The 26,136-nt window shown below is 39.1% G+C and carries 29 protein-coding genes, 1 pseudogene and 1 riboswitch; of the genes and pseudogenes, 15 read left to right on the top strand and 15 right to left on the bottom strand.

Going from position 1 to position 26,136, the window contains the following annotated elements:
* From ACTQ46_RS08150 to yajC, 7 genes and pseudogenes are all read right to left on the bottom strand, one after another.
* A pseudogene (locus ACTQ46_RS08150) lies at window positions 1-216 on the bottom strand (helix-turn-helix domain-containing protein); the annotation flags it as partial.
* Between the two features lie 62 nt (window positions 217-278).
* Window positions 279-1,409, bottom strand: a complete 1,131-nt coding sequence (nagA, locus tag ACTQ46_RS08145; protein WP_441748832.1) for an N-acetylglucosamine-6-phosphate deacetylase — start codon at window positions 1,407-1,409, stop codon at window positions 279-281.
* Window positions 1,410-1,505: 96 nt separating this feature from the next.
* Window positions 1,506-1,934, bottom strand: coding sequence for a PTS sugar transporter subunit IIA (locus ACTQ46_RS08140; protein WP_441748830.1), 429 nt, complete (start codon window positions 1,932-1,934; stop codon window positions 1,506-1,508).
* 1 nt (window position 1,935) lies between these two features.
* Complete coding sequence (locus ACTQ46_RS08135; protein WP_441748828.1) at window positions 1,936-2,961, bottom strand: PTS system mannose/fructose/sorbose family transporter subunit IID; 1,026 nt, start codon at window positions 2,959-2,961, stop codon at window positions 1,936-1,938.
* Window positions 2,951-3,754: a PTS mannose/fructose/sorbose/N-acetylgalactosamine transporter subunit IIC gene (locus ACTQ46_RS08130; protein ID WP_441748826.1), complete on the bottom strand. Its 804-nt coding sequence runs from the start codon at window positions 3,752-3,754 to the stop codon at window positions 2,951-2,953. Before ACTQ46_RS08130 ends, ACTQ46_RS08135 begins: the two co-directional genes overlap by 11 nt.
* A gap of 26 nt (window positions 3,755-3,780) precedes the next feature.
* Window positions 3,781-4,257 (bottom strand): PTS N-acetylgalactosamine transporter subunit IIB, encoded by a 477-nt coding sequence (gene agaV, locus ACTQ46_RS08125; protein ID WP_441748825.1) that lies wholly within the window; start codon window positions 4,255-4,257, stop codon window positions 3,781-3,783.
* Between the two features lie 10 nt (window positions 4,258-4,267).
* Window positions 4,268-4,540: a preprotein translocase subunit YajC gene (gene yajC, locus ACTQ46_RS08120; protein ID WP_441748823.1), complete on the bottom strand. Its 273-nt coding sequence runs from the start codon at window positions 4,538-4,540 to the stop codon at window positions 4,268-4,270.
* Window positions 4,541-4,772: 232 nt separating this feature from the next.
* On the opposite strand from yajC, the gene ACTQ46_RS08115 reads away from it, so the two are divergent.
* Genes ACTQ46_RS08115 through ACTQ46_RS08100 form a run of 4 tightly spaced genes read left to right on the top strand, consistent with a single transcriptional unit; the run spans window position 4,773 to window position 8,515 of the window.
* The gene (locus ACTQ46_RS08115; RefSeq protein ID WP_441748821.1) at window positions 4,773-5,918 is read left to right on the top strand and encodes an SIS domain-containing protein; all 1,146 of its coding nucleotides are present in this window, start codon (window positions 4,773-4,775) and stop codon (window positions 5,916-5,918) included.
* Window positions 5,915-6,841, top strand: coding sequence for a 1-phosphofructokinase family hexose kinase (locus ACTQ46_RS08110; RefSeq protein WP_441748819.1), 927 nt, complete (start codon window positions 5,915-5,917; stop codon window positions 6,839-6,841). The genes ACTQ46_RS08115 and ACTQ46_RS08110 overlap by 4 nt, the downstream gene beginning before the upstream one ends.
* Window positions 6,838-7,809, top strand: coding sequence for a tagatose 1,6-diphosphate aldolase (locus tag ACTQ46_RS08105; protein WP_441748817.1), 972 nt, complete (start codon window positions 6,838-6,840; stop codon window positions 7,807-7,809). Before ACTQ46_RS08110 ends, ACTQ46_RS08105 begins: the two co-directional genes overlap by 4 nt.
* Entirely contained in the window at window positions 7,799-8,515 is a 717-nt protein-coding gene (locus tag ACTQ46_RS08100) for a GntR family transcriptional regulator (RefSeq protein ID WP_441748815.1), read from the top strand. Before ACTQ46_RS08105 ends, ACTQ46_RS08100 begins: the two co-directional genes overlap by 11 nt.
* 307 nt (window positions 8,516-8,822) lie before the next feature.
* Here ACTQ46_RS08100 and ribH read toward each other — a convergent pair whose 3' ends face one another.
* The 4 genes from ribH to ribD are packed head-to-tail and all read right to left on the bottom strand — an operon-like array spanning window position 8,823 to window position 12,245.
* Window positions 8,823-9,284 carry a 6,7-dimethyl-8-ribityllumazine synthase gene (ribH, locus tag ACTQ46_RS08095; protein WP_441748813.1) on the bottom strand — a complete coding sequence of 154 codons (462 nt, stop codon included), beginning with the start codon at window positions 9,282-9,284 and terminating at the stop codon, window positions 8,823-8,825.
* A gap of 16 nt (window positions 9,285-9,300) precedes the next feature.
* On the bottom strand, window positions 9,301-10,506 hold the full coding sequence (locus tag ACTQ46_RS08090; protein ID WP_441748811.1) for a bifunctional 3,4-dihydroxy-2-butanone-4-phosphate synthase/GTP cyclohydrolase II: 1,206 nt from the start codon (window positions 10,504-10,506) through the stop codon (window positions 9,301-9,303).
* A gap of 9 nt (window positions 10,507-10,515) precedes the next feature.
* Window positions 10,516-11,160, bottom strand: coding sequence for a riboflavin synthase (gene ribE / locus ACTQ46_RS08085; protein WP_441748810.1), 645 nt, complete (start codon window positions 11,158-11,160; stop codon window positions 10,516-10,518).
* Window positions 11,142-12,245 (bottom strand): bifunctional diaminohydroxyphosphoribosylaminopyrimidine deaminase/5-amino-6-(5-phosphoribosylamino)uracil reductase RibD, encoded by a 1,104-nt coding sequence (ribD, locus tag ACTQ46_RS08080; RefSeq protein WP_441748808.1) that lies wholly within the window; start codon window positions 12,243-12,245, stop codon window positions 11,142-11,144. Before ribD ends, ribE begins: the two co-directional genes overlap by 19 nt.
* 81 nt (window positions 12,246-12,326) lie before the next feature.
* A riboswitch (FMN riboswitch) is annotated at window positions 12,327-12,442 on the bottom strand.
* A gap of 259 nt (window positions 12,443-12,701) precedes the next feature.
* Between ribD and ACTQ46_RS08075 the strand changes: the two genes are divergently transcribed.
* Genes ACTQ46_RS08075 through sdaAA form a run of 3 tightly spaced genes read left to right on the top strand, consistent with a single transcriptional unit; the run spans window position 12,702 to window position 15,171 of the window.
* Complete coding sequence (locus ACTQ46_RS08075) at window positions 12,702-13,619, top strand: AEC family transporter (RefSeq protein WP_441748806.1); 918 nt, start codon at window positions 12,702-12,704, stop codon at window positions 13,617-13,619.
* Window positions 13,620-13,630: 11 nt separating this feature from the next.
* On the top strand, window positions 13,631-14,329 hold the full coding sequence (sdaAB, locus tag ACTQ46_RS08070) for an L-serine ammonia-lyase, iron-sulfur-dependent subunit beta (protein ID WP_441748804.1): 699 nt from the start codon (window positions 13,631-13,633) through the stop codon (window positions 14,327-14,329).
* A complete protein-coding gene (gene sdaAA, locus ACTQ46_RS08065; protein WP_441748802.1) occupies window positions 14,305-15,171 on the top strand; it encodes an L-serine ammonia-lyase, iron-sulfur-dependent, subunit alpha in 867 nt (288 codons plus the stop codon). The genes sdaAB and sdaAA overlap by 25 nt, the downstream gene beginning before the upstream one ends.
* A 123-nt stretch (window positions 15,172-15,294) precedes the next feature.
* Here sdaAA and ACTQ46_RS08060 read toward each other — a convergent pair whose 3' ends face one another.
* The 3 genes from ACTQ46_RS08060 to thpR all read right to left on the bottom strand — a co-directional run bounded on the left by ACTQ46_RS08060 (window position 15,295) and on the right by thpR (window position 17,157).
* Window positions 15,295-15,426 carry a hypothetical protein gene (locus tag ACTQ46_RS08060; RefSeq protein ID WP_441748800.1) on the bottom strand — a complete coding sequence of 44 codons (132 nt, stop codon included), beginning with the start codon at window positions 15,424-15,426 and terminating at the stop codon, window positions 15,295-15,297.
* A gap of 123 nt (window positions 15,427-15,549) precedes the next feature.
* Window positions 15,550-16,527: a flavodoxin gene (locus ACTQ46_RS08055; RefSeq protein ID WP_441748799.1), complete on the bottom strand. Its 978-nt coding sequence runs from the start codon at window positions 16,525-16,527 to the stop codon at window positions 15,550-15,552.
* Window positions 16,528-16,632: 105 nt separating this feature from the next.
* Window positions 16,633-17,157, bottom strand: coding sequence for an RNA 2',3'-cyclic phosphodiesterase (thpR, locus tag ACTQ46_RS08050; RefSeq protein ID WP_441748797.1), 525 nt, complete (start codon window positions 17,155-17,157; stop codon window positions 16,633-16,635).
* A gap of 147 nt (window positions 17,158-17,304) precedes the next feature.
* On the opposite strand from thpR, the gene ACTQ46_RS08045 reads away from it, so the two are divergent.
* From ACTQ46_RS08045 to ACTQ46_RS08010, 8 genes are all read left to right on the top strand, one after another.
* The gene (locus ACTQ46_RS08045) at window positions 17,305-18,786 is read left to right on the top strand and encodes a DUF1538 domain-containing protein (protein WP_441748795.1); all 1,482 of its coding nucleotides are present in this window, start codon (window positions 17,305-17,307) and stop codon (window positions 18,784-18,786) included.
* A complete protein-coding gene (locus ACTQ46_RS08040; RefSeq protein ID WP_441748793.1) occupies window positions 18,779-19,438 on the top strand; it encodes a P-II family nitrogen regulator in 660 nt (219 codons plus the stop codon). Before ACTQ46_RS08045 ends, ACTQ46_RS08040 begins: the two co-directional genes overlap by 8 nt.
* A gap of 16 nt (window positions 19,439-19,454) precedes the next feature.
* Entirely contained in the window at window positions 19,455-21,101 is a 1,647-nt protein-coding gene (locus ACTQ46_RS08035; protein ID WP_441748791.1) for a putative manganese-dependent inorganic diphosphatase, read from the top strand.
* Window positions 21,102-21,328: 227 nt separating this feature from the next.
* On the top strand, window positions 21,329-21,928 hold the full coding sequence (locus ACTQ46_RS08030) for an FMN-dependent NADH-azoreductase (protein WP_441748789.1): 600 nt from the start codon (window positions 21,329-21,331) through the stop codon (window positions 21,926-21,928).
* Between the two features lie 9 nt (window positions 21,929-21,937).
* Window positions 21,938-22,498: a pyridoxamine 5'-phosphate oxidase family protein gene (locus ACTQ46_RS08025; protein WP_441748787.1), complete on the top strand. Its 561-nt coding sequence runs from the start codon at window positions 21,938-21,940 to the stop codon at window positions 22,496-22,498.
* Between the two features lie 110 nt (window positions 22,499-22,608).
* Window positions 22,609-23,658 carry a glycosyltransferase family 4 protein gene (locus ACTQ46_RS08020; RefSeq protein ID WP_441748785.1) on the top strand — a complete coding sequence of 350 codons (1,050 nt, stop codon included), beginning with the start codon at window positions 22,609-22,611 and terminating at the stop codon, window positions 23,656-23,658.
* On the top strand, window positions 23,636-24,841 hold the full coding sequence (locus ACTQ46_RS08015; RefSeq protein WP_441748783.1) for a glycosyltransferase family 4 protein: 1,206 nt from the start codon (window positions 23,636-23,638) through the stop codon (window positions 24,839-24,841). Before ACTQ46_RS08020 ends, ACTQ46_RS08015 begins: the two co-directional genes overlap by 23 nt.
* A 206-nt stretch (window positions 24,842-25,047) precedes the next feature.
* Window positions 25,048-25,674, top strand: a complete 627-nt coding sequence (locus tag ACTQ46_RS08010) for a YdhK family protein (protein WP_441748782.1) — start codon at window positions 25,048-25,050, stop codon at window positions 25,672-25,674.
* 84 nt (window positions 25,675-25,758) lie between these two features.
* On the opposite strand, the gene ACTQ46_RS08005 is transcribed toward ACTQ46_RS08010, so the two are convergent.
* On the bottom strand, window positions 25,759-26,007 hold the full coding sequence (locus tag ACTQ46_RS08005) for a hypothetical protein (RefSeq protein WP_441748780.1): 249 nt from the start codon (window positions 26,005-26,007) through the stop codon (window positions 25,759-25,761).
* Between the last annotated feature and the right edge of the window lie 129 nt (window positions 26,008-26,136).

The following is a 26,136-nucleotide window of genomic DNA, read 5'->3' as shown; positions in this document are numbered from 1 at the left end:
AATTACTTTATTTACCATTTCTAGTTTATCATCAGCAGTCCAATTAATATTATTATCGTGTTTTAGAATTTCTTGCCCATGTAATTCTTCTAACCTAGACCATAATCGAATTATTCCATAAAAACTTTTTTCTTTAATTCCCTCAGGTGTATCAGGCCATTGACCTTGTCTATACAATTCCACACATTCTTTTTTAAATTCATAGCTATATCGCATAAAAATACCCTCCTTACTGTTGTCCAGTAAAGAGGGTACATATCAAAATGCAGGAGTTTTTATTAATTCATTTTTTTGCCGTCGATGAAGGTTGCGATAATATTTAATTCATCATCCAGAATATTAAAATCGGCATCTCGTCCTTCTTCGATAATACCGCAGCTGTCGTCGATTCCTACGGATTTTGCCGGAATTTGGCTGGCCATTTGAATAGCTTCGAATTTTGATGCCAGTTTCCAGTTATAAACACTTCGTACGCCGCCGTCGAGTTTTAAGATACTTCCTGCAAGGCTTCCGTCGCTTTTAAGTCGGGCGGTTCCTTCCGCCACTTTTACATCGAATTCTCCTAATACATAGTCTCCTTCGCTAAGGCCTCCTGCCATCATACAGTCGGTGATAAGGGCGGTGTGATCGTAGTTTTTTGCATTGAGTACGACTTTGATCGCTGCGGGATGGACATGATGGCCGTCTGCGATTACTTCTGCTGTAGTGTCTTCTGTAGTAAGAGCTGCTCCTACCATGCCTGGTTTTCTGTGGTGAAGGCCGCTCATACCGTTGTAGATGTGGACGAAGATATCTGCTCCTGCCATAACAGCATCGTAGGCTTCTTCATAGGTAGCGTCGCTGTGTCCTAAGGCAACATGAACCCCTAGTTTTTTAGCTTCTTTTATAAACTCTACACTTCCGTCTCTTTCCGGTGCGATGGCGATTTTATTGACCAGACCTTTGGATAATTCTTTCCATTTCTTAAGTTTTTCAATATCCGGGTCGCAGAAATATTTTGGGTTTTGAGCGCCTTTGTGTTTTTCGGTAAAAAAAGGTCCTTCTAGAAAGATTCCTTTTACTTTTGCACCTTTTGATTTCTCGTAATGTTCTCCTACGATTTCGCAGGCTTTGTCGAGATTTTCTGTAGAGGAGGTGAGGGTGGTTGCTAAAAAGGAAGTAACGCCGTTTTCTACGATTCCTTCGCAGATTTTAAGAAATTCTTCACCGTCCAAGTCCATGACGTCATGGCCGCCATAACCGTGGATATGGGTGTCTACATAGCCTGGAGCCATGGTGTATTTCGAATAGTCTTCATAGTCTCCATCGTAATCTTTCAATATCTTTCCGAATTTTCCATTGTTTACTTCTATAAATACATTTTCAAGGATTTTATCCTTCAATACGAGTTCTTTGACTTTATATATCATAATGATCCTTTCTTATTCATTAAAAAATCCTATGAACTTTTTGTCCATAGGATTTTTCTTAGGACAGTTGTCCTTAAGTTCTATTTTGTTTATACCCTAAATACCGTCGTCGTCATGCTGTTCTTTTGAAATGACTTCGTATTTTCCAATACCTTCCCGCCCGATTTCGATTACTTCATCTGCTAAAGCGTCGATATCTTCTGTATCGCTTGTAAGGGCTTGGAATAGAGAAGCAAAGTTAAGTCCGGAAAGGACTCTTACATTTTCTTTTTCCCCAAGGGCGAGTACAGACCGGTTGAAAGGAGTTCCTCCCATAAGGTCGGTTATAATTAAAACATTTTTATAGTCTTTTAGCTGATCATAGCTTTCTTTTAGTTTACCGTCGATTTCTTCAAAATTGGATCCTTCTGGAAAGTTTACCAATCGAAGATTTTCCATCGGTCCTGCGATAAGTTTTACCGCAGAAGCGATTCCGTCGGCGAAATTACCATGTGCGCTAACGATTACTGCATTTTTATTTTCCATATTAGAATACTCCGAAGAATGCTCCTACTAGGCCGATCACTAAGATTAAAGCGATTCCTTTAAGAGGAGTCCATTTTCTTTTTGTGAATAGTCCGTATAACAATAATGTAATTGCTAGAGGAATCATATTAGGAATAATACCGTCTAGTATTTCTTGTACTTTAATCGTTACAGGAACTTCTTGGTTTCTGTTAAATGTAATTTGAGAGTTTCCATTTCCTAAATCAGCGACTTCAGCGCCTTCTAGCAAAGTTCGGTCCTCTACATTTGCTGGAATTTGATTTGTAGTTTCGTCTGGTGCATATAGGAATTGTTCATAGTTTGGAAGTGCTTCGTTTGGAACTACAGTTACAACTTCCACAGGCTCGTTTGTAACACCGTTAGGAATTTCTAGTTTTGTAGTTGTTGTTCCGTAGATACAAGTCAAAGCGCCGACTACGATTACACCAAGGATAGAAGCGGCTCTTGTAAATTCTTTGGCATTTGCTGTAAGAATTCCAATAGCGTTCGTTCCCATTTTATAAGACCAGTGCATCAATCCGTAACGTACTGCAAACTGTGCAATATTGAACACGATCAGGAAGATAAATGGTGCTGCGATCTGTCCTTGAAGGGCCATATTGGAAGTCATACCGGCTACGATAGGAACTAATGTAAACCAGAATAATGCATCTCCGATTCCCCCTAGAGGTCCCATGGCAGCAACTCTTACTGAACGGATTGTTTGAATATCTGCTTTGCTTTGCTCAAGAGATAATATAATACCCATTACGAAAGTAACCAAGAATGGATGCGTATTAAAAAACTCTAAGTTGTGGCTCATTGAAGCTGCTAAGTCGTCTTTGTCTGTATGGATTTTTTGAAGACCAGGAAGGATACCGTATAGCCATCCGCCGGCCTGCATTCTTTCGTAGTTAAAAGAAGCTTGTAAAAATAAAGATCTCCATACCATTTTGTTTAATGTCTTTTTATCTAAAGGAGCACTAGGTGTAGTGTCCTTGTAGTTTGTAGGTATATTATATTCCATCTTCTTCTCCTTCTACATTTTGTGTAACTTGAGCAGTTTTGAATTTTGTTTGGATTTGGTAATCCCAAAATGCAATTGCAAAACCGATTAATGCGATTAATAGAAGTGCTGGTCCTGAAAGTTTTTCATTCGCAGAGATAATAATCGCTCCTGCAAATCCTGCAAAATAGAAACCCCAAAGATTTCTTGACATCATTACTTTTAATAGAATTGCAAATCCGACAAATTTCATCATACCGCCGGCTGCAGATAAACCATCCATAATCCATTGAGGAATGGCTGCTACTAATTGTTCTCCAAATGCTGCTCCTGCGAAGAAGAACATTAAAACGACAACGCCGAAGATTAATCCTAATATGGCCATTGCAAAATAATTGATTTTTCTGATTCCTGCCGGATCCGCAGAATGAGCATAGTCGTCTGCTTTTGTCATTACCGGGCTCATTGCGGTAAACAGCAATGTAACACCGTATTGACCTAATAATGCAAATGGGATTGCTGCAGCTACTGCTGCTGTTGGAGGAAGTCCTGCTATTACAGCAAATACTGTTGCCATGATTCCGCCGATTACAGCGTTAGGAGGCTGTGCTCCGCCGACTGGCATGTTTCCAATGGTCATTAACTGATAGGTTGCCCCTACGATTAATCCAGTCTGCACATCGCCTAAAATCGCTCCGATAGCTGGGCCCATTACGATGGGCTGATAGAGTGATTCTAAGAAACTGAATTGATCAATCGCGGCTATAAAGGTTACGATAAAGACTAATGCGATTTGAATAATACTATAATCCATAATTTTCTACTCCTTATTTTATGAAACTATTGAAATAATTTCTCAATATTTTCTTTGGGTTCGCCTGGAACTTTTTGGATTTCAAGCTCTACGCCTAACTCGCGAAGTTTTCTAAAAGCTTCTACATCCGCATCGTCCACGCTGACTACGCCAACTACTTGTCTCTTTCCTTCTGACATATGCATGTTTCCAATATTCACTTTTTTAATAGGCACCCCTCCTTCAACCAGTGTCAAAACATCTTGCGGTGTTTCACAGATGATAAAGATCTTTTGACGATCTGCTGCTTTGTGAATAACATTGATTGTTTTTTCTAAAATAAAATATCTTGTATCTACACCGTTTGGTGCAGCCATATCCATTAAACCTTGTCTCATTTTGTCTGCTGCAACTTTGTCGTTTGCTACAAGGATAAGGTTGCTTCCTACGTAGTTGTTCCACTGTGTTGCCACTTGTCCGTGAATCAAACGGTTGTCGATTCTTGTTAATAAAATATTTGGCATAATATCCTCCCTATATAATTTCTTTAATGCTGTAGCGGCTGACTTTGATTTCAGTATTTTTAGCGATTTCAACCATTACATAATCTTCTCTGACCCTTGTAAGTGTTCCGTAAATTCCTCCCGTAAGCATGACTTCTGCTCCCGGTTTTAAAGAAGTATGGAGATTTGAATAATACTCCTTGCTTTTCTTAAGATTTTTAGCATTCACAATTTGGAGAATGATAAATCCGATTGCAATAAAAGCTAGAATTACAATGGATGCAGCTAATATACTTTCTTTCATCATGACCCCCTGACTAAATGGTAGTTACCTATTACAAATGTAATAATATCTTTTTAGGAAAACATCAACATATTTTTTGATATATTTTAGTATTATTGTAATAAATGAAAGAAAAAGAAGTAATATAAAAGGATAAGTTCAATGTTTTTATATATTGACATGTCTACAGGAAAAGGATATACTTTAACTGGTAGTTACCATTCTAAGGAAAGGTTAAATAGAGGTGATAAAAATGCTGAATATTGATGATAAAGGAAACGGTGGATCAGGAAGCGACATTACACTCCAGGAGATCATCCAGCAGCCTAAACTGTGGGAAGAAACTCTAGGAATTTATAAAAATCATAAAGAAGTAATTGAAAAGTTTATTCAGAGTATAGATACAAAAGGAAAAGCGTTACGAGTTATTTTTACAGGAGCCGGTACCTCCGAGTATGTGGGAAATACGGTAAGAGATTATTTAGAAGACGGAGAAGAGATGACCTTCGAGTCTATAGGGACGACGGATCTGGTATCTTGTCCGAAGCTTTACTTTAAAGAAGACACACCGACATTGCTGGTTTCTTTTGCAAGAAGCGGAAACAGTCCAGAAAGTCTGGCTGCGGTGGAATTGGGAGAACAACTGGTAAAAGATTTCTATAATCTTGCCATTACTTGTGCAAAAGAAGGAAAACTTGCAGTAAATCTTTCGAAAGAAGAGAATTCTTTTGTCCTTAATATGCCGGAAAAATCCAACGATAAAGGATTTGCGATGACAAGTTCCTTTACTTGTATGCTTTTGTCTGCAATCTTTGTGTTTGGAAAAGACTCTTTGGAAGAAAAAGAAAAAGCGGTGGAAAAAATCATTGCTTTAGGAAATGAAATTATCGAAAGAGAACAAGAGATTACAAAACTAACGGATTTCGATTTTGACCGGATTGTTTATTTAGGTTCTGGTTCTTTATATAAGTTATCAAACGAATGCCGATTAAAAATATTGGAACTGACAGCAGGTCTTGTAGTAACCTGCAATGAAAGCAGCATGGGATTTCGACACGGACCAAAATCTTTTGTCAACGAAAACACTTTAATCGTGTCCTTAGTCTCTTCGGATCCTTATACAAGACAGTATGATCTGGATATGCTGGAAGAAGTTCATCTGGACGGTATCAGCAAGAAGAATCTGTCACTTTCTCAAGGAAAGATCGAAGGAGAATGGGATAAGTTTGAACTGGAAGACAAGGGCTTAGAAGATATTTATCTGGCTTTTCCTTATGTGATGATTGCTCAGATGATTTCTCTCATTACAAGTATTCGTGTAGGCAACACTCCAGATACCCCTTCTAAGACAGGTACTGTGAATCGCGTAGTGAAAGGAGTTACAATACATTCCCTATGATTATTACAATTACTCCAAATCCTTCCATAGATGTTTCTTATTATATGGAAGAGTTTCAGCTGGATGCAGTCAACAGATGCTATGATTACAATAAAACAGCAGGCGGAAAAGGACTCAATGTTTCGAAGGTTCTAAAGATTATAGGCGGAGATTTATTGGCAACAGGTTTTGCAGGGGGAAAAAGCGGCGAATTTATAGAGGAAGGTTTGAAGGAAAGAAATATCAAATCCTGCTTTATAAAAATAGCAGGAGAAACGAGAACTTCTCTTGCGATTCAGCATGAAGATACTTCTACAGAAATCAGAGAAGCAGGACCGACCATAAGCACCGAAGAAGAACAGGAATTTCTAGACCTTTTAAAAGACTTAGCAGAAAAAGCAGATACCTTTTGTATCAGCGGATCTCTGCCTTTAGGTCTGGACTATTCTTTTATGGAAAAGGTTCTGGACATTACGAAAGATAAAAAGCTTATCGTAGATACTTCTGGAGAGAATCTTCGTAAAATTGTGTTTGAATCGACGATCAAGCCCTATGCAGTCAAACCCAATCTTGATGAAATTATGGAGCTTACCGGTTTAAAGAAAGAGGAGCTGAAGATAGAAGAAATTCTAAAAGGGGATGTGTTTAAAGATATCCCGCTAGTGATGGTCTCTTTGGGAAAAGAGGGGGCTGTCGCAAAATACAAAGACTCCTTATACCGTATGACTGTTCCGGTTATCGAAGCTGTAAATTCTGTAGGAAGCGGCGACTCCACCATAGCAGGCCTTGCTTATGGAATCAGCCGTCAGCTAGAGATAAAAGAGACCTTTAAACTCGCTATGAGTTTGGGTGTTTTGAATGCTTTGGAAAAAGAAATTGGGTATATTAATATAAATCACTTAGAGGCTATGAAAGAGAAAATAAAAGTAGAGGAAATCATATGAGATATTCAGAAAACAAAAAAGCATGCTTAGAAAAATTATCCAACAAAGATGGTGTCATTGCAGCCCTTGCCATTGACCAAAGAGGTTCTATGGAAAAAATGGTAACAGGCTTCAGCGACGAGGAAAGAACAAAGAAAATTGAAGACTTTAAAACTGCTGTTGCAAAAGAATTGACTCCTTATTCTTCTTCCATTCTTTTAGATCCTTTGTATGGGAAAGAAGCGGTGAAAGCACGGGATGAAAACTGCGGGCTGATTATGGCATACGAGATTACAGGTTTTCGCGATGAATTCCGCCAACCGGAATATCTTGTAGGCTGGAGTGGGAAACGATTAAAAGACCTGGGAGCCGACGCGGTCAAGATTCTTCTATATTATGATGTTGACGATACAGAAGAAAACAATACTCCAAAAAAAGCTTTTGTGGAAAGAGTAGGAAGCGAATGCGTCGGGGAAGACATTCCATTCTTTTTGGAAATTATCAGCTATGACAAAAACATGGATGATATGAAATCAAAAGAATACGCAAAAGTAAGACCTTTTAAAGTAAACCAAGCAGTGAAAGAGTTTGTGAAACCTCAGTATCATGTAGATGTGTTAAAACTAGAAACACCTGTAAACATGATGTTTGTAGAAGGCTATGGAGAAGAGGCTGTTTATACAAAAGAAGAAGCGAAGAAATTCTTTAAAGAACAGTCTGACATCGCAAACATGCCATTTATTTTCTTAAGCGGAGGAGTGAGCACTGAACTTTTCCAAGACACTTTGTATTTTGCAAAAGAAGCAGGCTCCAAATTTAACGGAGTTCTCTGCGGAAGAGCTACGTGGAAAGGCGGCGTTCCGGTGTTTATCGAGAATGCAGAACAGGGGAATGTTTGGTTGAAAGAGACAGGGGTTCAAAATATCGAGGATCTAAACAAAGTGATTAAAGATACAGCAACACCATGGACGGAGACTCTTGAAAGATAAATCTACCCTCTCTCATAAACTGATTAATGCTCTTCGAGAAAACATAAAATCAATGAAAATAGGCGACAGGCTTCCTTCGGAAAGACAGTTGTGCGAGGATTATGGAGTGAGCAGAACCACAGTTCGAAACGCCATCGCGGATTTGGAATTAAACGGTTATATAAAAAGGATACAGGGGAAGGGGACTTTTGTTCAGAATCCGGCCATCCTTCGCCATAATCTGTCAGACTACTACAGTTTTACAGAGCAGACGAAAAAGATGGGAAAAGTACCTCGTACCGATATTTTGGAATATCACATCGAAAGAGTCAACAGTTTAGTGGCAGAAAGAATGAGTTTGGAAGACGAGGACTTGATTATCCGTATCGTTCGGCTGCGTTCTTCCAATGATGTGCCTCTGCTGTTTGAAACGACTTTTATAAAATACGATGATTTTCCCGAAATCACAAAACCTTTATTAGAAGAACTGCCGCTATACGAAATATTTGAAAAAAAATATGGAAGAAAGATTTATAGAGTCAATGAAATTTTCTCCGTATCCTCTCTCAATAAATATCAGGCAGATACTTTAAAGGTAAGAAATGGAGATCCTTGTTTAAAAATCAACCGTTTAAGCTATGATAAAGAAGATAAAATCATAGAATTTACTGTAAGTTTAGCTCGAGGAGATAAATTCAATTACCAAACAACCTATTTCCCTAAATAAAAAATCCCCTTGCGGGGGGATTTTTTGTTTGGGAAGATAGGCGTGACTGCTTTCGCAGCACAGGCAGCACACCTGCGGCGGCTAGGCGAGATGCCTGCGGCACTAGGCAGGATCGCTTTGCGACCTAGGGAAAAGATAGTTTATAGGCAGTAGGTAGTAGGGTGGTGCAACTCGGGTCTGATCACGACATGGGTAAGTAACTTGTGTCAAGACATAGGTAGAGCGTTTTTGATATGTAGAAAACGAAAGTTTTTCCGTTTTCATCCATATCTCCACACTCCCCTCTCCCCACTTACACACTTTATTTTTAAATCTGCTCGATTAAATTTACCATTTCAATGGCAGTGGAGGCGGCTTCGCTTCCTTTGTTGCCGGCTTTTGTTCCGGCTCGTTCGATGGCTTGTTCGATCGTGTCTGTTGTAAGGACGCCGAAGATTACAGGGATTTCTGACTGCAGGGATACTTGGGCGATGCCTTTTGAAACTTCGGCAGCTACGAAATCGAAATGGGCCGTGCTTCCTTTAATCACAGCTCCAAGACAGATAACGGCGCTATGGATTTTCTTGTTTGCGATTTTTTTTGCGATCAAGGGGATTTCGAAAGCTCCCGGTACCCAGTAGATATGGATTTCTTCTTCTTTCACTCCATGGCGAAGAAGAGTATCGATAGCTCCGTCTAAAAGTTTGCTTCCGATAAATTCGTTGAAACGTCCTACGACGATGGCGTATTCTTTGTTTTCTGAGATTAAATTTCCGTTATAATTTTTCATGATTTTTCCTTTCATTTTATCTTGTTAAGTGTAAGATGTGGTTCATCTTTTCTTTTTTTGTTTTTAAGTAATACTCATCTTTTTCTTGAGGTTTGATTTCGATGGGAACTCTTTTTGTAATGGAGAGACCGTATTCTTCCAAGCCCTCTATTTTGTCTGGATTGTTGGTCATAAGCTCTAAGCTTTTAACCCCTAGATCTTTTAGAATCTGTACACCGATACTGTATTCCCTCATCTCCGCAGGAAAACCGAGTTTGAGATTCGCTTCTACCGTATCATAGCCCTGTTCTTGGAGTTCATAAGCACGGAGTTTGTTGATTAAGCCGATGCCTCTTCCTTCTTGACGCATATAAAGGACAATTCCCCGTCCCCTTTCTTCGACAAGAGTCATGGCCTTTGCAAACTGATCTCCGCAGTCGCAGCGAAGAGATCCGAACGTGTCTCCTGTTAAACATTCGCTGTGGACACGGCAGAGCACGTCTTCGCCCTTTCCGATATCTCCCTTTACAAGGGCTACATGATGTTCGCCGTTTATCGTATTTACATATCCGTAAGCAGTAAACTCTCCGTATTTTGTAGGCATAGGTACTGCTGTAACACGTGCTACATGGTTTTCGTTCATCAAGCGGTAATGTTTTAGATCTTCTATGGTGATAAAGGTCATATCCCATTCTTCCGCTTTTTGAAGAAGCTCGGTTTTACTCATCATCGTACCGTCTTCTGCCATGATTTCGCAGCAGAGACCGCATTCTTCAAGCCCTGCAAGGCGCATTAAGTCCACTGTTGCCTCCGTGTGGCCTTCTCGTACCAAGACTCCCTTTTCCTTTGCAATCAAGGGAAACATATGGCCGGGACGTCTAAAATCTTCAGGGCGCGCCCCTTCTTCGATCAGCTTTCTCGCCGTAAAACCACGTTCTTCGGCAGAAATACCTGTGGTCGTATCCACATGGTCGATAGAGACAGTAAAGGCTGTTTCATGATTGTCCGTATTGACGGAAACCATGGGGTCAAGGGCAAGCTTCATGGCCATTTGACTGCTCATAGGCATACAGATCAGACCTTTGCCTTCGCAGGCCATAAAGTTGATATTTTCTGTAGTGGCAAATTCTGCCGCACAGATAAAATCCCCTTCGTTCTCTCTATCCGGGTCATCGGTAACTAGAATAATCTTTCCTGCTCTTAAATCTTCTAACGCTTTTTCGATCGTATCAAATTTTTTCATCTCTTACTCCTATAAAAATCCGTATTTTCCTAAGAACTCTTCTGTGATCCGCTCCTCTTTTGTTTCCTGAAAAGAAAGCAGTTTTTCTACATATTTTCCTAAAATATCGCATTCGATATTGATCCGGTCTCCATTCTTTTTCTTGTAAAGAATGGTATCTTCCAAAGTCTGTGGAATGAGGGAGACGGTAAAGTCGTTTTCAGTAACAGCGACAACAGTAAGGCTCGTTCCGTCTAAAGCAATGGATCCTTTTTCTACGATATATTTTAGAAGGGAAGGTTTTGCGGTGATGGTCATTAAAAGACTGTTGCCTTTTTTTTCGGTAGAAGAAAGGGTTCCTGTCCCGTCGATATGGCCTTGGACCATATGCCCTCCCAGAGGCTTGTTTAAAGTAAGAGCTCTTTCTAAATTCACCTCTGTTCCAGAAGAGAGGTTCTCAAGGGAGGTACGGTAGACTGTTTCCGGCATTACATCTGCTGTAAAACTGTTTTCTCCAAGGGAAGTAACAGTAAGACAAATACCGTTTGTAGCGATACTGTCGCCGATAGCAGTATTCTCTAGAACCTTTTCTCCCTCTATAGTCAGCACCATAGATTCTGATTTTTTTTCGATACCGATAATCCGGCCGATTTCTTCTACGATTCCTGTAAACATAAAGTCTCCTTTCGTCCTCGAAGAAGGAAATCTTCTCCGATTTTTTGAGCAGTCCATTCTTTTAACCGGTAGGAATCTTCCAGACGGGAGATGCCTTTTCCTCCGACAAGAGAAATTCCTTCTTCGCCTCCTATAATAAGGGGAGCGATAAAAATGGCACATTCATCTGCAGCCTTTTCTCTGAAAAAGGAATCAAAGATCCTCGAGCCGCCTTCTACAAAGATAGAAGAAATTCCCTTTTGGCCTAGAACTTTCAGCACTTCTGAAAGATGAAGCTCCTCTTCTTTTAGAGAAACAGCAGCAAGTTCTGTGTTTTCAAAATCCTTTAAGGCTTCAAGCTTTTCTTTTTCTCCATGGTGGTAAAAGATAATATTTTTTCCTTTTTCCGACAAGATCTTCGCATCCAAAGGAATCCGAAGGCTGCTGTCTAGAATAATCCGAATCGGGTTTTCTCCTTTATTTCCTCTTGCTGTAAGCCTCGGATTGTCTTTTAGAATCGTTCCGATTCCAGCAAGAATTCCTTGATATTCTCCCCGCCAGCTGTGGGTGAGTTCTCTCGACTCTTCACAGCTGATCCACTGGGACTCTCCGGTTTTTGTGGCGATTTTTCCATCAAGACTCATAGCACCTTTTAGAAAAACATAGGGAAGGTCTGATTTTATGTAGTGGAGAAAAATTCTGTTGAGATTTTCTGCCTCCCTTTTTCTTATGCCTAGAACCACATCTACACCATGATCTTTTAAATACTGAATGCCCTTTCCAGCTACAAGAGGATTTGGATCTTCCATGGCGATAACAACTTTTGAAATCTCCTTTTCCACAATCTTTTCACAGCATGGAGGAGTCTTTCCGTAATGGGAACAAGGTTCTAGATTCACATAAAGAGTCCCTCCTTGAACATCTTCTTTTGCATTTGCAAAGGCCTTTACTTCTGCATGGGCTTCACCGTAGACTTCATGAAAACCCTTGCCGATAATCCGATTCTCTTTTACAATGACACAACCGACTTTCGGATTGGACCGGATGCGGTTGTCTGCTTGAGAAGCAAGTTTAAGACAAAGGTCCATCCAATATTCATGATCCATCTCTTTACCTCCAATAAAAAAACGCCCTGATAATATCAGGGCGTTGATAGCTAAAAATAATATTATTGTATTCTACAATAATACGCTCTTCTTTCATCCAGACTATACTGTCGGTACCGGAATTACACCGGTTCAGCCTAAAAAGGCGCGCGGACTCTACCGCCGGTCGGGAAATACTCCCTGCCCTGAAGATGATTTAAGTATATCAAAGAAATTTTATTTGTAAAGGGGAATTTATAGTTTGAGGATATTATTTGTGAAAAATTGCCATGATAGGGTGTTCTTAAGAGTGGAAATTATTGAAGAATTAAAAGAAAAGATTCTCTTGTTTTAAAGCTGCAGGGGATGTTACGAAAGATATTTTCTTTTAAGAGTGAAAGATTATTTAAAAATATAATTAAATTTTTCTCAAAATAGTGTATGATAAGGGTGTAATTAACGAGAGGGGATGATAAGATGACTCCTTTAATGGAAACAATGCTTATTTTATTTATAATGATGGTGATCGGTTTTGCTGCAAATAAGGCAAAGTTTATTACGGCGAATACGAACAACGAGATTTCCAATCTTGTTGTAAATATCACCACACCGGCTTTGATTATTGCTTCGGTACTGGGGGAGGAAACGAAAAACATTCAGCTGAATGTATTCTATCTGCTCTTAACGGGTATTATCTTTTATGCCGGCATGATTCTATTCGGCAATCTATTTATTCGGATATTTCCATTTTTTAAAGAAGACGGAACAATTTATAAATTTATGCTGATTTTTGGAAATGTAGGCTATATGGGCTATCCGATATTTCGTTCGCTTTTTGGCGAAAGCGCAGTCTTTATTTCAGTACTGATTAATATGCCTTTCAATATTTTGATGTTTTCCTATGGAGTGTATTCTTTTGCAAAGGCAGGAGGAAAGACCAGCTCTTTTCATTGGAAAAATTTATTATCGCCGGGGCTTGTTTCGGCAGTTATGGCGTTGGTTCTTTATTTTATACCGATGAATGTTCCTGAATTTATACGAAGTCCTTTGGCATCTATTGGAAATGCGACAGTTCCGCTGTCTATGATACTAATCGGATTTTCTCTAGGAGAAATTGAGATGAAGAATGCTCTTAAGGACTATAAGACTGTGATTATTTCTTTAGTAAAACTGATTGCCATTCCGACAGCAGTCTTTTTTATAGCAGGTCTTTTTGTGGAGGATCCAAAGCTTATTGAGCTTCTTACTATAAATGCAGGTCTTCCGGCAGCATCGCTTATTGTGATCTTGGCAACACAATACAAGGTGGATTTGGAAGTGTCGACGATTGGTGTTTTTGTATCAACCATTTTATCTATAGTGACCATTCCTATGTTAGAACAAATATTATTTTAAGAGAGAGGTAAATGATGAAATACGGTATTTTTGATGTAATGGGTCCGATTATGATCGGTCCTTCCAGCTCCCATACAGCAGGAGCGGTAAAAATCGCCAACACAGCCCTCTATATTGCAGGAGAAGGATTTACAAAAGTGGAATTTGTTTTGTACGGATCCTTTGCAAAGACCTATAAAGGCCATGGTACAGACAAGGCCCTTCTTGCAGGAATTATGGGTTTTCTTCCAGACGATGAAAGAATTCGGGATTCTTTTGAGATTGCAGAGAAAAACGGCATTCATTACGAGTTCCGCATAGAAGGGGGTCATACGATCCATGCCAACACTGTAAAAATCATTTTAAGTTATGAAGATGGAAGTGTTTCGGAAATTATCGGGGCTTCTATCGGCGGGGGAAATATAGTTATCACAAATATTAACGGAATCGAGATCGAGTTTAACAGCAAATATCCTACCATTCTCTTAAAATACAAAGAGCAGCTTGGAATTATTGCGAAAATCAGTTCTTATTTAAGCGAACACAATTATAGTATCGCAGGAATTGAAACGACAAAGGAAGAAGACTCTGTTACGATGGTTATCGATTTATACGATGAATTATCCGAGGAAGCGGAAAGAGAAATAGAGAATATGGAAGGCTTTATCTATGCTAAATATGTTCAAGGATACAGGAGGGGAATCAAATGTATTTCAAGGCCCAAGAAATAATAGATTATTGCGAAAAAGAAAGTAAATCGATCGGCCAATTGGTTATCGAAGATGCAGCAAAAGACGAAGAAGAGCAAAAAGAGATATTAAATGAATTAAAAGAGATGCTCAAAGTTATGGAAGGTTCTGCAACGGAGACTTTAGAGAAGCCGGTTCTTTCAAAAACAGGGATGATCGACGGTTTTGCTAAGAAAATGCAGGACTATAAGAAAAGCGGCGATACGCTGGCAGGAGATTTTTTAATCGATGCGATGAGTATGGCATTTTCTACATTGGAAACCAGTGCAAATATGGGTAAAATTGTAGCTTCTCCAACTGCGGGATCTTCAGGAATTTTGCCAGCGGCTTTTATTTCTATTAAAAGAAAATATAATCTTTCTATGGATGAGCTTTTGATGGGGATGGCTACGTCTATAGGAATCGGTCAGATTATAGGCTACTATGCAAACTTTGCTGGTGCAGAAGGAGGATGCCAAGCAGAGACAGGTTCTGCATCTGCTATGGCGGCAGCAGGAATCGTTCAGATGATGGGCGGAACACCGGAGCAGAGTTTTCATGCAGCAAGTATCTGCCTTGTAAATATATTGGGTCTTGTATGCGATCCGATTGCAGGACTTGTAGAATATCCTTGTACCTTCCGAAATGCAAATGGAGTGGTGAATGCGATGATCAGCTCGGATATGGCTTTAGCCGGAGTGAAATCCGTCGTGCCTTTCGAAGAAGTCTGTGTAGCTCTTCAGGAAGTAGGGGAAAGAATGCCGCCGTCTTTAAGAGAAACGGGAGTAGGCGGACTTGCAGGAACACCTACAGGTCAGAGGATTAAAAAGGAAGTATTTGGTTAAGAAAAAGGCGGGATCGTTGAGGCGGCCCAGGCAGGATGCCTTCGGCACCTAGGCTCTAGGGGGCACGCCTGCGGCGGCCAGGAAAGCTTTCAAAGCAGAGAGTGAGAGAGGGGACGATCATTTCTAGCCAAGGACGATCTGCTGACCTGCAATCAAATCAAAATACCTGATTTGAGCTAGGGCTTCAGAGAATGGAAGAAAGGCGGGGCTTGTTTCTTCTGCCATTTCTCTTTTCTCATTATTAAAACAGTCCACGGTTTCTCCTAGTAGTCGATATACAAAAGGATTCACAGGTTCTAAGAGAATTATGAAAACAAAAAATAGAGTGATAAGGTCTTTTTCCCGAAACGATCTTTCACTCTATTTTTATGTGGTTTTTTATGAATTCGCTAGGGCTTTTCCGAGTTCTCGGCATTTTTCAAGGGCTTCTTCCTCTGGGGCGTCATAGGCTGGAAGTTTTTCATAGACGAGGACTGCTCCTGCTTCTTTGCAGCGGTCTTCCCAGTCTTCGATCCATTGTCCGTCGTTCCATTCGTAAGAACCGAAGATGGCGATTTTTCTTCCTGAAAGTTTTCCTTCGCATTCTTCAAACATCGGTTCGAAACTGATTTCCTCTAAAACTTCATCTCCCATGGCAGGACATCCGAATCCTACTGCATCATAATCATCTAGTTTAGAAGCGCTGAAATCATCGGAGAAGATTAAATCCGTTTCAGCTCCTGCCTCCTTTGCTCCTTCCACGACAGCTTTCGCCATAGCTTCTGTGTTTCCTGTTCCGGAATAATATACAACAGCTACTTTACTCATATAATAAAACATCCTTTCTTCTGTATTCAGGCCTAAATTATACAGATATGTAAACTGTTTTCTGCAGTTTTTAAAACAATGGAACAATCTTTGGGCATTGCGGGGGTTGTGATAAACTTTCCAGCAGCCTGTGCATATATAATTTTTGCCTCGATTTTCAATAAATCCAATCACATCCTCTAGGGGATAGCCTAGAAAAACACCGATCTCATGGGGGAAATCTTTAGACATCAAAAGTCTTTTTCTAAGATGATCCAGTACAGAGTCCAAACTGAATAAAGGATAATCCTGTTTTTCAAGAAAACTTTGTATCTCTTCCTTTTCTAGAAGATTCAGCAATTCTTTTTTTCTATATATATAAATTAGTGTGCAGCTATCTTTATTTTTTAAAGAGGTGAGATAGATGCCTCTAGTGTTTAATTTTTCGTTCCATATAGCAAGCAGAGAAACGATATTTTCACCAGAGGGATGGTGATAGGAAAAAAGATTTCCCGTTTTTATTCCTGCTAAGGTAGGGGCGCAATGGCTGATTAATAGTTTTTCAAACATGATTATCCTTTCTGAAATGTATTGGTTAGTATCGGCTAACCAAATTCAGTATACTCCCCATTTGGATTCTTGTCAATAATGATTATCAATTAGAAACGGAAACTTTTATCGAAGATAGAATCGGAAAATTTCTTTGTATTGGATGCCGGATTTTGTAAAGAGGCTTTCATAGAGAACAAAAGAAGAAACAGGTTCTGAAATAGTTTCGATCTCCTTTTTTATTTTCTCTTTCCAGATAATTTTTCGTGCCAAAGTAATATGGGCTTTATACTCTCGCTGTTCTTTTTTAAAGGACAGCTCAGACAAAGACTGCTCAATACCGGATACAAGTTTTACAAGAGCAGGGTTTTTCTCCACTCCAGCCCAGAGGATTTTCCATTTTCGATTGGAAAAAGTTCCGATCTTCACGATATCCATAGTAAAAGGTCTTGCAAAAGTTTGAACGGAAAGGGTTTCGATAATTTTGTTTTTTTCTTCTTTCGTACAATCTCCTAAGAATTTTAAAGTCAGATGAAGGTTGTTTTTTGGAATAAAATTATCGGAATTTATATAGCCTTTAAGGTTTTTCTGAAGGCGGTGGAGTTTGTTTTTTGTATCTTGGGATAATTCAACAGCAATAAATAATCTCATAATCTCTCCTATAGATAAATATAGAGTTTGTTTCAGCACCGATTTTTTCGGAAAGCTCTAAAATCGTGCTTTTAAGAGGGGTATAAAAACAATTTCCTTTGAAAATATGTTATCATAAAAGAGAGTATCGATAGAGAGGGTGAAGAAATGAATATTTTATTAGACAAGTTTAAAGAAGTATCTTTATCGGTACTGCCGATTACCTTAATTGTAATGATTTTGAATTTTACCATTGCTCCAGTTCCAGGGGATTTATTCTGGAGATTTTTAATTGGAGTGGTTCTTATTATTACAGGGTTGGGAATCTTCTTTTGGGGGGTTGATCTGGGGATTAATGAAATTGGCGCGCAGATGGGGAAATTTGTTGCAAAATCCAGTAATCAAGCCGTTGTATTTCTTTTAGGTTTATTTTTAGGATTTATTATATCCGTTGCAGAACCGGATCTTTTGATTTTGGCAAGACAAGTTTCCGACGCCATGGGAAATCTTTTATCTCCTTTTTTTATAGTAGCAGTAGTATCTTTAGGAGTAGGAACGATGATCGGGTTTGGGTTTTTGCGGATTTTAAAGGATAGACCCTTAAACAGATTTTTTATGCTGGTGTATGCAATTATTTTTATTATGATGATTTTTGTATCGCAAGAGTTTCATGCTGTTGCCTTTGATTCTTCTGGAGCGACTACAGGAGCGATGACTACTCCCTTTATTTTAGTAATGGGTCTTGGAGTTTCTATGATGAAAGGCTCTACAGACGGAGAAAAGGACAGCTTTGGACTCGTAGGAGTTGCCTCCACGGGACCGATTCTAGCGGTGATGGTTATGAGTTTAGTTTTAGGTCTCGATACGATTCAGGGAACACCGGAAATTTTTGTTCCAGTAGAAGGGGTGGCAGGTCCTTTTCTAGGGGCGATTGGACATACGGCTTTTGAATCTTTGATGGCGATTACGCCGATTGTCATTACGTTTTTAATCTTTAACAAAATCTTTTTCAAGATCGATAAAAAAATATTCCGCAAAACAATGGTAGGGGTTCTTTATACCTTTCTAGGTCTTGTATTGTTTTTAATCGGAGTGAATACCGGTTTTATGGATCTTGCAAGAATTATGGGGCAGACCATTGCTTCTATGGATGCGGCAGCTGTTATTTTACCGATACTGGGTTTAATACTCGGTATGGTTGTTGTATTGGCAGAACCTGCAGTCTATGTACTATCCAACCAAGTAGAAGAAGTAACGACAGGTTCTATTTCGAGAAAAATGATTCTTATTACATTATCCATTGGTGTGGCGATTGCAGTATCTTTATCTATGGTGCGTATTTTAGTTCCTTGGCTTAGACTGTGGATGTTTATTGTACCGGGATTTTTGCTGGCTTTGGCAATGAGTTTCAAAGTACCGGAGATTTTCGTAGGAATTGCATTTGACTCGGGAGGAGTAGCCTCCGGCCCCATGACGGCAACCTTTATATTAGCTTTATCCCAAGGAGTAGCCGAGTCGGTTCCGACAGCAAATGTCCTTGTGGACGGTTTTGGAATTATTGCCATGGTTGCTATGACTCCAGTTGTCGCTATTATGGTATTAGGTAGAATATATGATCGAAAGAGAAGGAAGGGTTTAGAGAATGCTTAATTGTAACTGCTCAATATTTACTGTCATTGTTGATCATGGCAAAGCAAGCAAAGTTTTAAAAGAAGCCAAGAATCTTGGTGTCCGAGGCGGCACAATCCTTTACGGTATTGGAACAAATCCGAGTCCGCTGCTTCATCTATTAGAACTGTATGAAATGAAAAAAGAAATCCTTTTAATGATCGTAGATTCTTCAATGGAAGACAGGCTTCATCAAGAGCTGGCTCGGATCTTTCATTTTGATAAAAGAAATCGAGGCGTTTGTTTCTCAAGCCCTCTTTCAGCGATAAAAGGAACCCATATGAAGACGAAAGTATGCGAAGTGGAGGAAAACACAGATTCTATGAATTCAAATTATGAAGCGATGTTTGTCATTGTGGAAAGAGGTTATGGGGAAGAGATTGTAGAGTTCGCTTCCGGTGCAGGAGCAAAAGGTGCTACCATAATACCAGCCAGAGGTTCAGGAGTTCATGAAAACGAAACATTATTTCATCTAACGATAGAACCGGAAAAGGAAATTGTAATGATGCTTGTAAAAAAAGAAGAATCAGAAGCCATTACGAAAAAAATAGATGAAGAAATTAATTTAGATGCACCGGGAGCAGGAATTCTTTTTGTCATTCCAGTAAATCAAGCATCTGGATTAGTAAAATAGCATTAGGAGGAAAACTATGAAAGAGACCGTCTATATTTCGGGACATCAAAATCCGGATACGGATTCAATCTGTGCAGCCATCGGCTATGCTGAGTTTAAAAGAAAAAGAAATGAGTATAATGCCGTTCCCATCCGTTTAGGGGAATTAAGCCAAGAGACAAAATATGTATTAGATTATTTTAATGTACCTGCACCTCTTTTCAAAGATACCATGCAGCCTCAAGTAAAAGACTTGAAAATGGATAATGCATATTGTATCACACCGGAAATTTCCATTATGAAAGCTTTAGAATTAATCAACGAACACAAAATCGACAGTCTTCCCATTATCGACTACGATGAAAATCTTGTAGGGGTCGCAACACTTTCCAATCTTACCGGAAGCTATATCGATGTGTGGGATGATAATATTTTGGGCCGTTCGGGAACGATGGTTGAAAATATCATGGACGTATTGACAGCAGATTTTATTATAAAGCCTCAAAATCCACGTCCTATGAACGGGAAAATGGTGGTTCATGCGATGAAACCGGAAAGTACAGACGGTTTTATTATGGAAAATGATATTGTCATTACAGGAGACCGCAAAGAAGCACAAGAAGATGCCATCAACAAAAAAGTATCGCTTTTGATTATTACAGGGGGCCTTGATCTGGAAAAGGATCTTTATGACAAAGCCTTGAAAAATAATGTATCCGTCATTCATACGGACTATACTTCTTTTATCGCAGCGAGAATCCTTCCTCAAGCTGTACCTGTTTCCCATGTAATGACAAAAGACGAGCTGGTCTACTTTCATCAAGAAGATTATTTAGACGATGTGCAGCATGTGATGAGCAACACAAGGTTTAGAGCTTATCCCGTTCTTGATCATCAAAACAAAGTTATAGGCTCTATTTCAAGATACCACCTTCTTTCAAATAAGAAAAAGAAACTGATCTTAGTCGATCACAACGAAAAAACTCAGTCTATTGGCGATATCGAAGATGCGGAAATCATCGAGATCGTAGATCATCACAGAGTGGCAAATGTGTCTACATTCGGACCGATATTCTTTAGAAATGAGCCGGTAGGATCTACCAGCACTATCGTTTCAAAGATGTTTTTTGAACATGGCATCCGTCCAAGCCGAGAAACGGCAGGAATTCTTTGTGCGGCGATTATATCCGACACTTTATTATTCCGTTCCCCGACTTCAACCCAAGTAGATGCATGGGTATTAGAACGAATGGCAAAAATTGCGGGAATCGACGTAGAAGCATTTGCTTTGGATATGTTCAAAGCTGGAACGTCTATCGAGGGAAAAACACCTCAAGAACTTTTAGAGCAGGATGTAAAAGCTTTCTCTATCGAAGGCGAAACCATCCGAGTAGCTCAAGTCTTTACTATGGATATGGAATATCTAGAGTCGGTGAAAAAAGAACTGATCACTGCTATGAATAAAGTCATTAAGGAAAATGGAGAAAATACCTTTGTCTTAATGCTTACAGATATCTTCAACGAAACATCAATAGTCCTTGCAGCAGGAGACTTTACAGAAGAAATAGCCGCTGCCTTCGACAAGCCGTTAGTCGACAACAGCTTTGAAGAGCCGGGTCTGTTAAGCCGTAAAAAACAAATGATACCAAAATTAAACTTTGCGATCAGCAATGCAAAAGCATAGATTTTTAGAAGAGCACCTTAAAGGGTGTTCTTTTTTATTATAACGAGCCTTGTCCCGTTCCTGCTCTTCCTATGATAAAATAAGTGTAATACCGTAAGATGGTTTTGAAATGCTACAAAATATCAAAGAAAGCTAATCTTTATTAAAACTATCTTTTTTATAATGAAATATTGATTTATATAAGATATTATAATAACAGATGGCGGATTATTTGCGAGGAGAATAAGATGAGCACTTTATTGTATATTAAAGCGAATGCCAAAGAAGACAAAGACTCCATGTCGATCAAGATTTCTGATTATTTTATAAAAGAATACAAGAACAGAAATCCGAAGGATAAAATTATAACCTTAGACTTAAAAAAAGAGCCGATCGAATTTTTAACAAAAGAGGATTTAAAAATAATCTTTGGAAAAGATAAAACACTCGATCATCCGATCTTAAATTATGCCAGACAATTTGCGAAAGCAGATAAATATGTAATCTCAGAACCGATGTGGAATTTATCGGTACCTGCTGTTTTAAAAGCTTATATCGATTATATCTGCGTTCCAGGGATTACTTTTGAATACGACGAAGAGGGAACAAAGGGGCTGTTATCCGATAGAAAGGCGATCAATATTTCTTCCAGAGGAGGTCTTTACCCAAGAGAAATGGGGCCTCGTGTGGAGATGGGAGATTCCTATATTCGAAAAGTCTTTGCACTTTTCGGTGTTGTAAAGTATCAGACCCTTTATCTAGAAGGAGCAGACAATAAAAAATACGATACTGAAATTCTCTTGCAGCAGGCTTTAGAAGATGCGGGGAGAAGAGCCCTAACATTCTAAGGAGATGCCATGAGAAGGAAAGACAGAGAAATGGGAAAAGAATTCGGCCTTCAGATTATCGACAAAGCCCGATTCGGTGTATTATCAGCAGCTGTGGAAAAAGAAAGCTATAGTATTCCTTTATCCATCGCAAGATCTGGAGAAACACTCTATTTCCATTCAGCAATGGAAGGAACGAAGGTTGAAGTATTTCGAAATGCTCCTATAGCAACGGTGGTTTTTGTGGGAGATGTAAAGGTTCCTGAGAATTTCTCCGAAGAAGAGTTAAGAGAAATGGCTTCTGACGAAAAAAAGGCTGTGGAGCTGATACGAAAAGTATTTACCACAGAATACGAATCCTGCATTATAAAAGGAACTGTCCGTTTGGTAAAAGAAAAGGGCGAGGAAGAAGAGGGGCATAGAGCGATCTGCGAAAAATTTACACCTTCGAAAATGGACTATTTTGACATAGCTCTCAAAGCCGGACTTCATCGAACAAATATCTATGCTATTGATATCGAAGAGATCACAGCGAAAAGAAAAAAGTATGATGCTTCTGGGGAAGAGATGAAATTTCAAAGAATGTTATAAAATGTCAACGATTGCAAAACTAGTGTATTACTATAGCATTACACTAGACAGATCCTTTTAATTTCGATATAATGAATTCAATAAATAAAGAATATGGAATGGAGCTTGATATGAAAATCTATTTGTACCAAGGTTCCTATGATAAAGTGAAAGAAAGCGGAGTAGGAAAAGCAATCGATCATCAAAAAAAAGCTTTAGAATTAAACAATATTCCCTTCACTTTAGAAGACGACGGAAGCTGGGATATAATACAACTCAATACAGTTTTTCCAGATTCATTGAGAGCTGCCCGTAGAGCAAGAAGAGAAGGCAAAAAGATCATCTACTATGGTCATTCTACCATGGAAGATTTCAAGAATTCCTTTAAGGGTTCAAATACCATCGCTCCTCTTTTTAAAAAATGGATCTGCCGCTGTTATAATCAGGGAGATTTGATTTTAACACCAACGCCTTATTCTAAAGAAATATTAGAAACCTATCCTTTAACAAAACCTATCCTTCCGATATCCAACGGAATCGACTTGGATTTTTTCGATCGGAATAAAGGGGACAGGGAAAGTTTTCGAAAGAAATATAATTTAAAAAAGGAAGATAAAGTAGTGGTCTCTGTAGGGCTGTATATTGATCGGAAGGGATTTCGTGAGTTTTTAGAACTTGCACAAAGTCTTCCCCAGTATCAATTTATATGGTTCGGCTACACAGCACCGGCACTGCTTCCTGAAAATATAAAAGAAGCGATTAAGAACAAGCCTGATAATGTTCAGCTTCCAGGGTATATCTCTTCCTTGGAGCTTAGAGACGCTTTAACAGGCTCGGATCTGTTTTTGTTTTTATCCCATGAAGAAACAGAAGGGATCGCCTTGCTAGAAGCTTTGGCTATGAAAATTCCCGCAATCGTTCGGGATATAGAAATTTACAAAGACCGCTTTAAAACAGGTGAAGCTGTTTATAAAGGGAATAAAACGATTGATTTTCGAAAAGAGATTCAGCTTCTATTAGAAGGTGAAAAAGAAGATCTCACAGAAAATGCCTATGCTGTCGTAGAAAAAGTCGGACTAAAAAATGTAGGCAGAAGACTTGAGGAGATCTATATAGATTTACTAAATCTTTCTCCAGGCGGGGAAGTGGGAGGTTATAATGAAAGTATTGATAACAACTGATTGGTACAAACCTACAATTAACGGGGTTGTAACCTCTGTTTCCATGTTGAAAGAAGAATTGGAAAAAAGGGGACATGAAGTGAGAATCCTTACTTTAGAGCAGAAAGAGCCTACTCCTCCGGAAAGAAATGTCTATATACTAGATTCTATCAGTGCCGGAAAAATATATCCGGAAGCAAGGGTAAATCTTCATGCAACACGCTGGATTATCAACGATATTCTACGATGGAAACCGGATATTATCCATTCACAATGCGAGTTTAGCACCTTTATTACAGCGAGAAAGATCGCCCGTTATCGAGATATTCCTATCGTCCACACGTACCATACGGTTTATGAGGACTATACACATTACTTCTCACCAAGCCAAGCCTTTGGGCAAAAAGCCGTTCGAACCTTCACCCGCTTTATCTTAGACAAAGTCGATGCAGTGATCGTTCCTACAGAAAAAGTAAAGAAAATGCTTTTAAGCTATGAAGTAGAAACGCCGATATCAACCATTCCGACGGGAATAGATATTACAAATTTCAAGAAGCCTATTCCAGAAGAAAAACTTTCTGAGATCAAGGCGCGCTATGGAATACAAGAAGATGATTTTCTATTATTATCTTTAGGAAGACTGGCTAAAGAGAAAAATATTACAGAGTTTTTCGATTTTCTAGCTCATAAAAGAGATCCTCATTTAAAACTAATGATCGTTGGAGACGGGCCTTACGCCGAAGAGCTGAAAGAACAGGCGAAAGAAAAGAATCTTCTTGAGAATGTGATTTTCACAGGTCCGGTTGAACCCCAGGAAACAAGCACCTATTATCATTTAGGCGATCTATTCGTAAGTGCATCGACCAGCGAAACCCAGGGTCTTACCTATATCGAAGCACTAGCCAGCGGAACACCGGCTCTTTGCAGAAAAGACCCTTGTTTAGAAGAGGTCATCCAAAATCACCACAACGGCTATCAGTACGAAGGGGAAGAAGATTTCGATTACTTCCTTGAAAAAGTACGAAAGAATCCGAGCTACAAACCTTATTTAAAGAAAAATGCAGAAGAATCCGTAGAAAAAGTTTCGAAAGAACATTTTGCGGATAAAGTGTTGAAGGTCTATGAAGATACTATTCAAAAAAATGGACCAAGAAAGAATCGAATTATCGAAAAAATCAAATCTTTTGCAATCACATACAAATAGTCCACCCCAACCCCTGTGAAAGCTTCGCGGCTTTCATGGGGGATTTTTTATGTTTGAATATAAAATTAAACAAAAAGCAGAATTGATTTTTAAAATAGAGAAGAAGAGGGTATATAAGATTAATGACTATTTTAATAGGTTTAGATTGAAATAGCCGTTAATAGCAGATAGAAACAGCCAAATTACATAATATGGGGGGAGAAAAAATGAAAAAAATAGTACAAAAAGCAGTACTAGGTCTTGGAATAGTTGTCTTTTTAGGAGGATGTACAGACACTAACGGCGAACCTATAGAAACACCGCCTACAGAATCTTCAGAGGATCCAGACAATCCTATAAACCCTCAAAATACCGAGGTAGAAGAAAAAGCGGAAGAGCTTACAAATGATGATACTATGGAAGGCATGCATCACGGGGGAGAGATTCCTGCAGAGATGAAAGAAGCGGCAGATCCTCAGTATCCTGTAGGATCTACGGTAGTTTTAACTACAGATCATATGGAAGGAATGAACGGAGCAGAGGCTGTCGTATCCGGAGCTTATGACACTGTAATTTACGAAGTAACCTATCAGCCCGTTGGAGGAGGAGAAGTTGTTCCAAACCATAAATGGGTTGTACAAGAAGAACTGAGAGATCAAGAAACAGAAGCAAAACCGGGAGACAAAGTCGTCTTAGAAGCGGAGCATATGGAAGGAATGAAAGGCGCAGAAGCTACTGTAGACAATGTTGTAAAAGGAACGGTTTATGCTGTAGACTATACTCCAACCACTGGAGGAGAAAGAATAGAAGACCATATGTGGGTTACTGGAGATGAAATGAGAGCAAAAGAATAGAAAATTATGCAGCAGGGATGAAATTCCAGCTCTTTTGAAAAGTTTTAAAAAAGCATAAAAAGATAGAGGGGATCATGATCCCCTCTATCTTTTTTTATGCAGGATAAGTCTTGCTATTTTTCTTTGAAACCGCAGCTCTAGGAAAGAAAACAATAGAATAAGGAAAGCGGCTGTTAGTATCCAGGCTCCGATTATATTCAGGCTGCCCCTTTGAAAAAGAGAAGAAAAAAAGTTCTCTTCTGATAATGCAGACCGGCGGTATACGCCGAAAAGCTCGCCTAAGCAAAGAATGGACAGGATAATAAGGATTGATTTTACAGCTTTTTTTCTCATAAAAATACCTCCATATAGACAGATAATAAATCTATTTGATAATTATTATCATATAAAAACTTCTAAAAAAGTTAACCAAGGGAAAATTTTATAGGGAAGGAGACGGAACGGTTTTATTGCAATAAAAAA

It is taken from the genome of Gallicola sp. Sow4_E12 (genome assembly GCF_052116305.1).
Classification (GTDB): Bacteria; Bacillota; Clostridia; order Tissierellales; family Peptoniphilaceae; genus JBQKLI01.
This window is presented reverse-complemented; position numbering and strand designations above follow the sequence as displayed.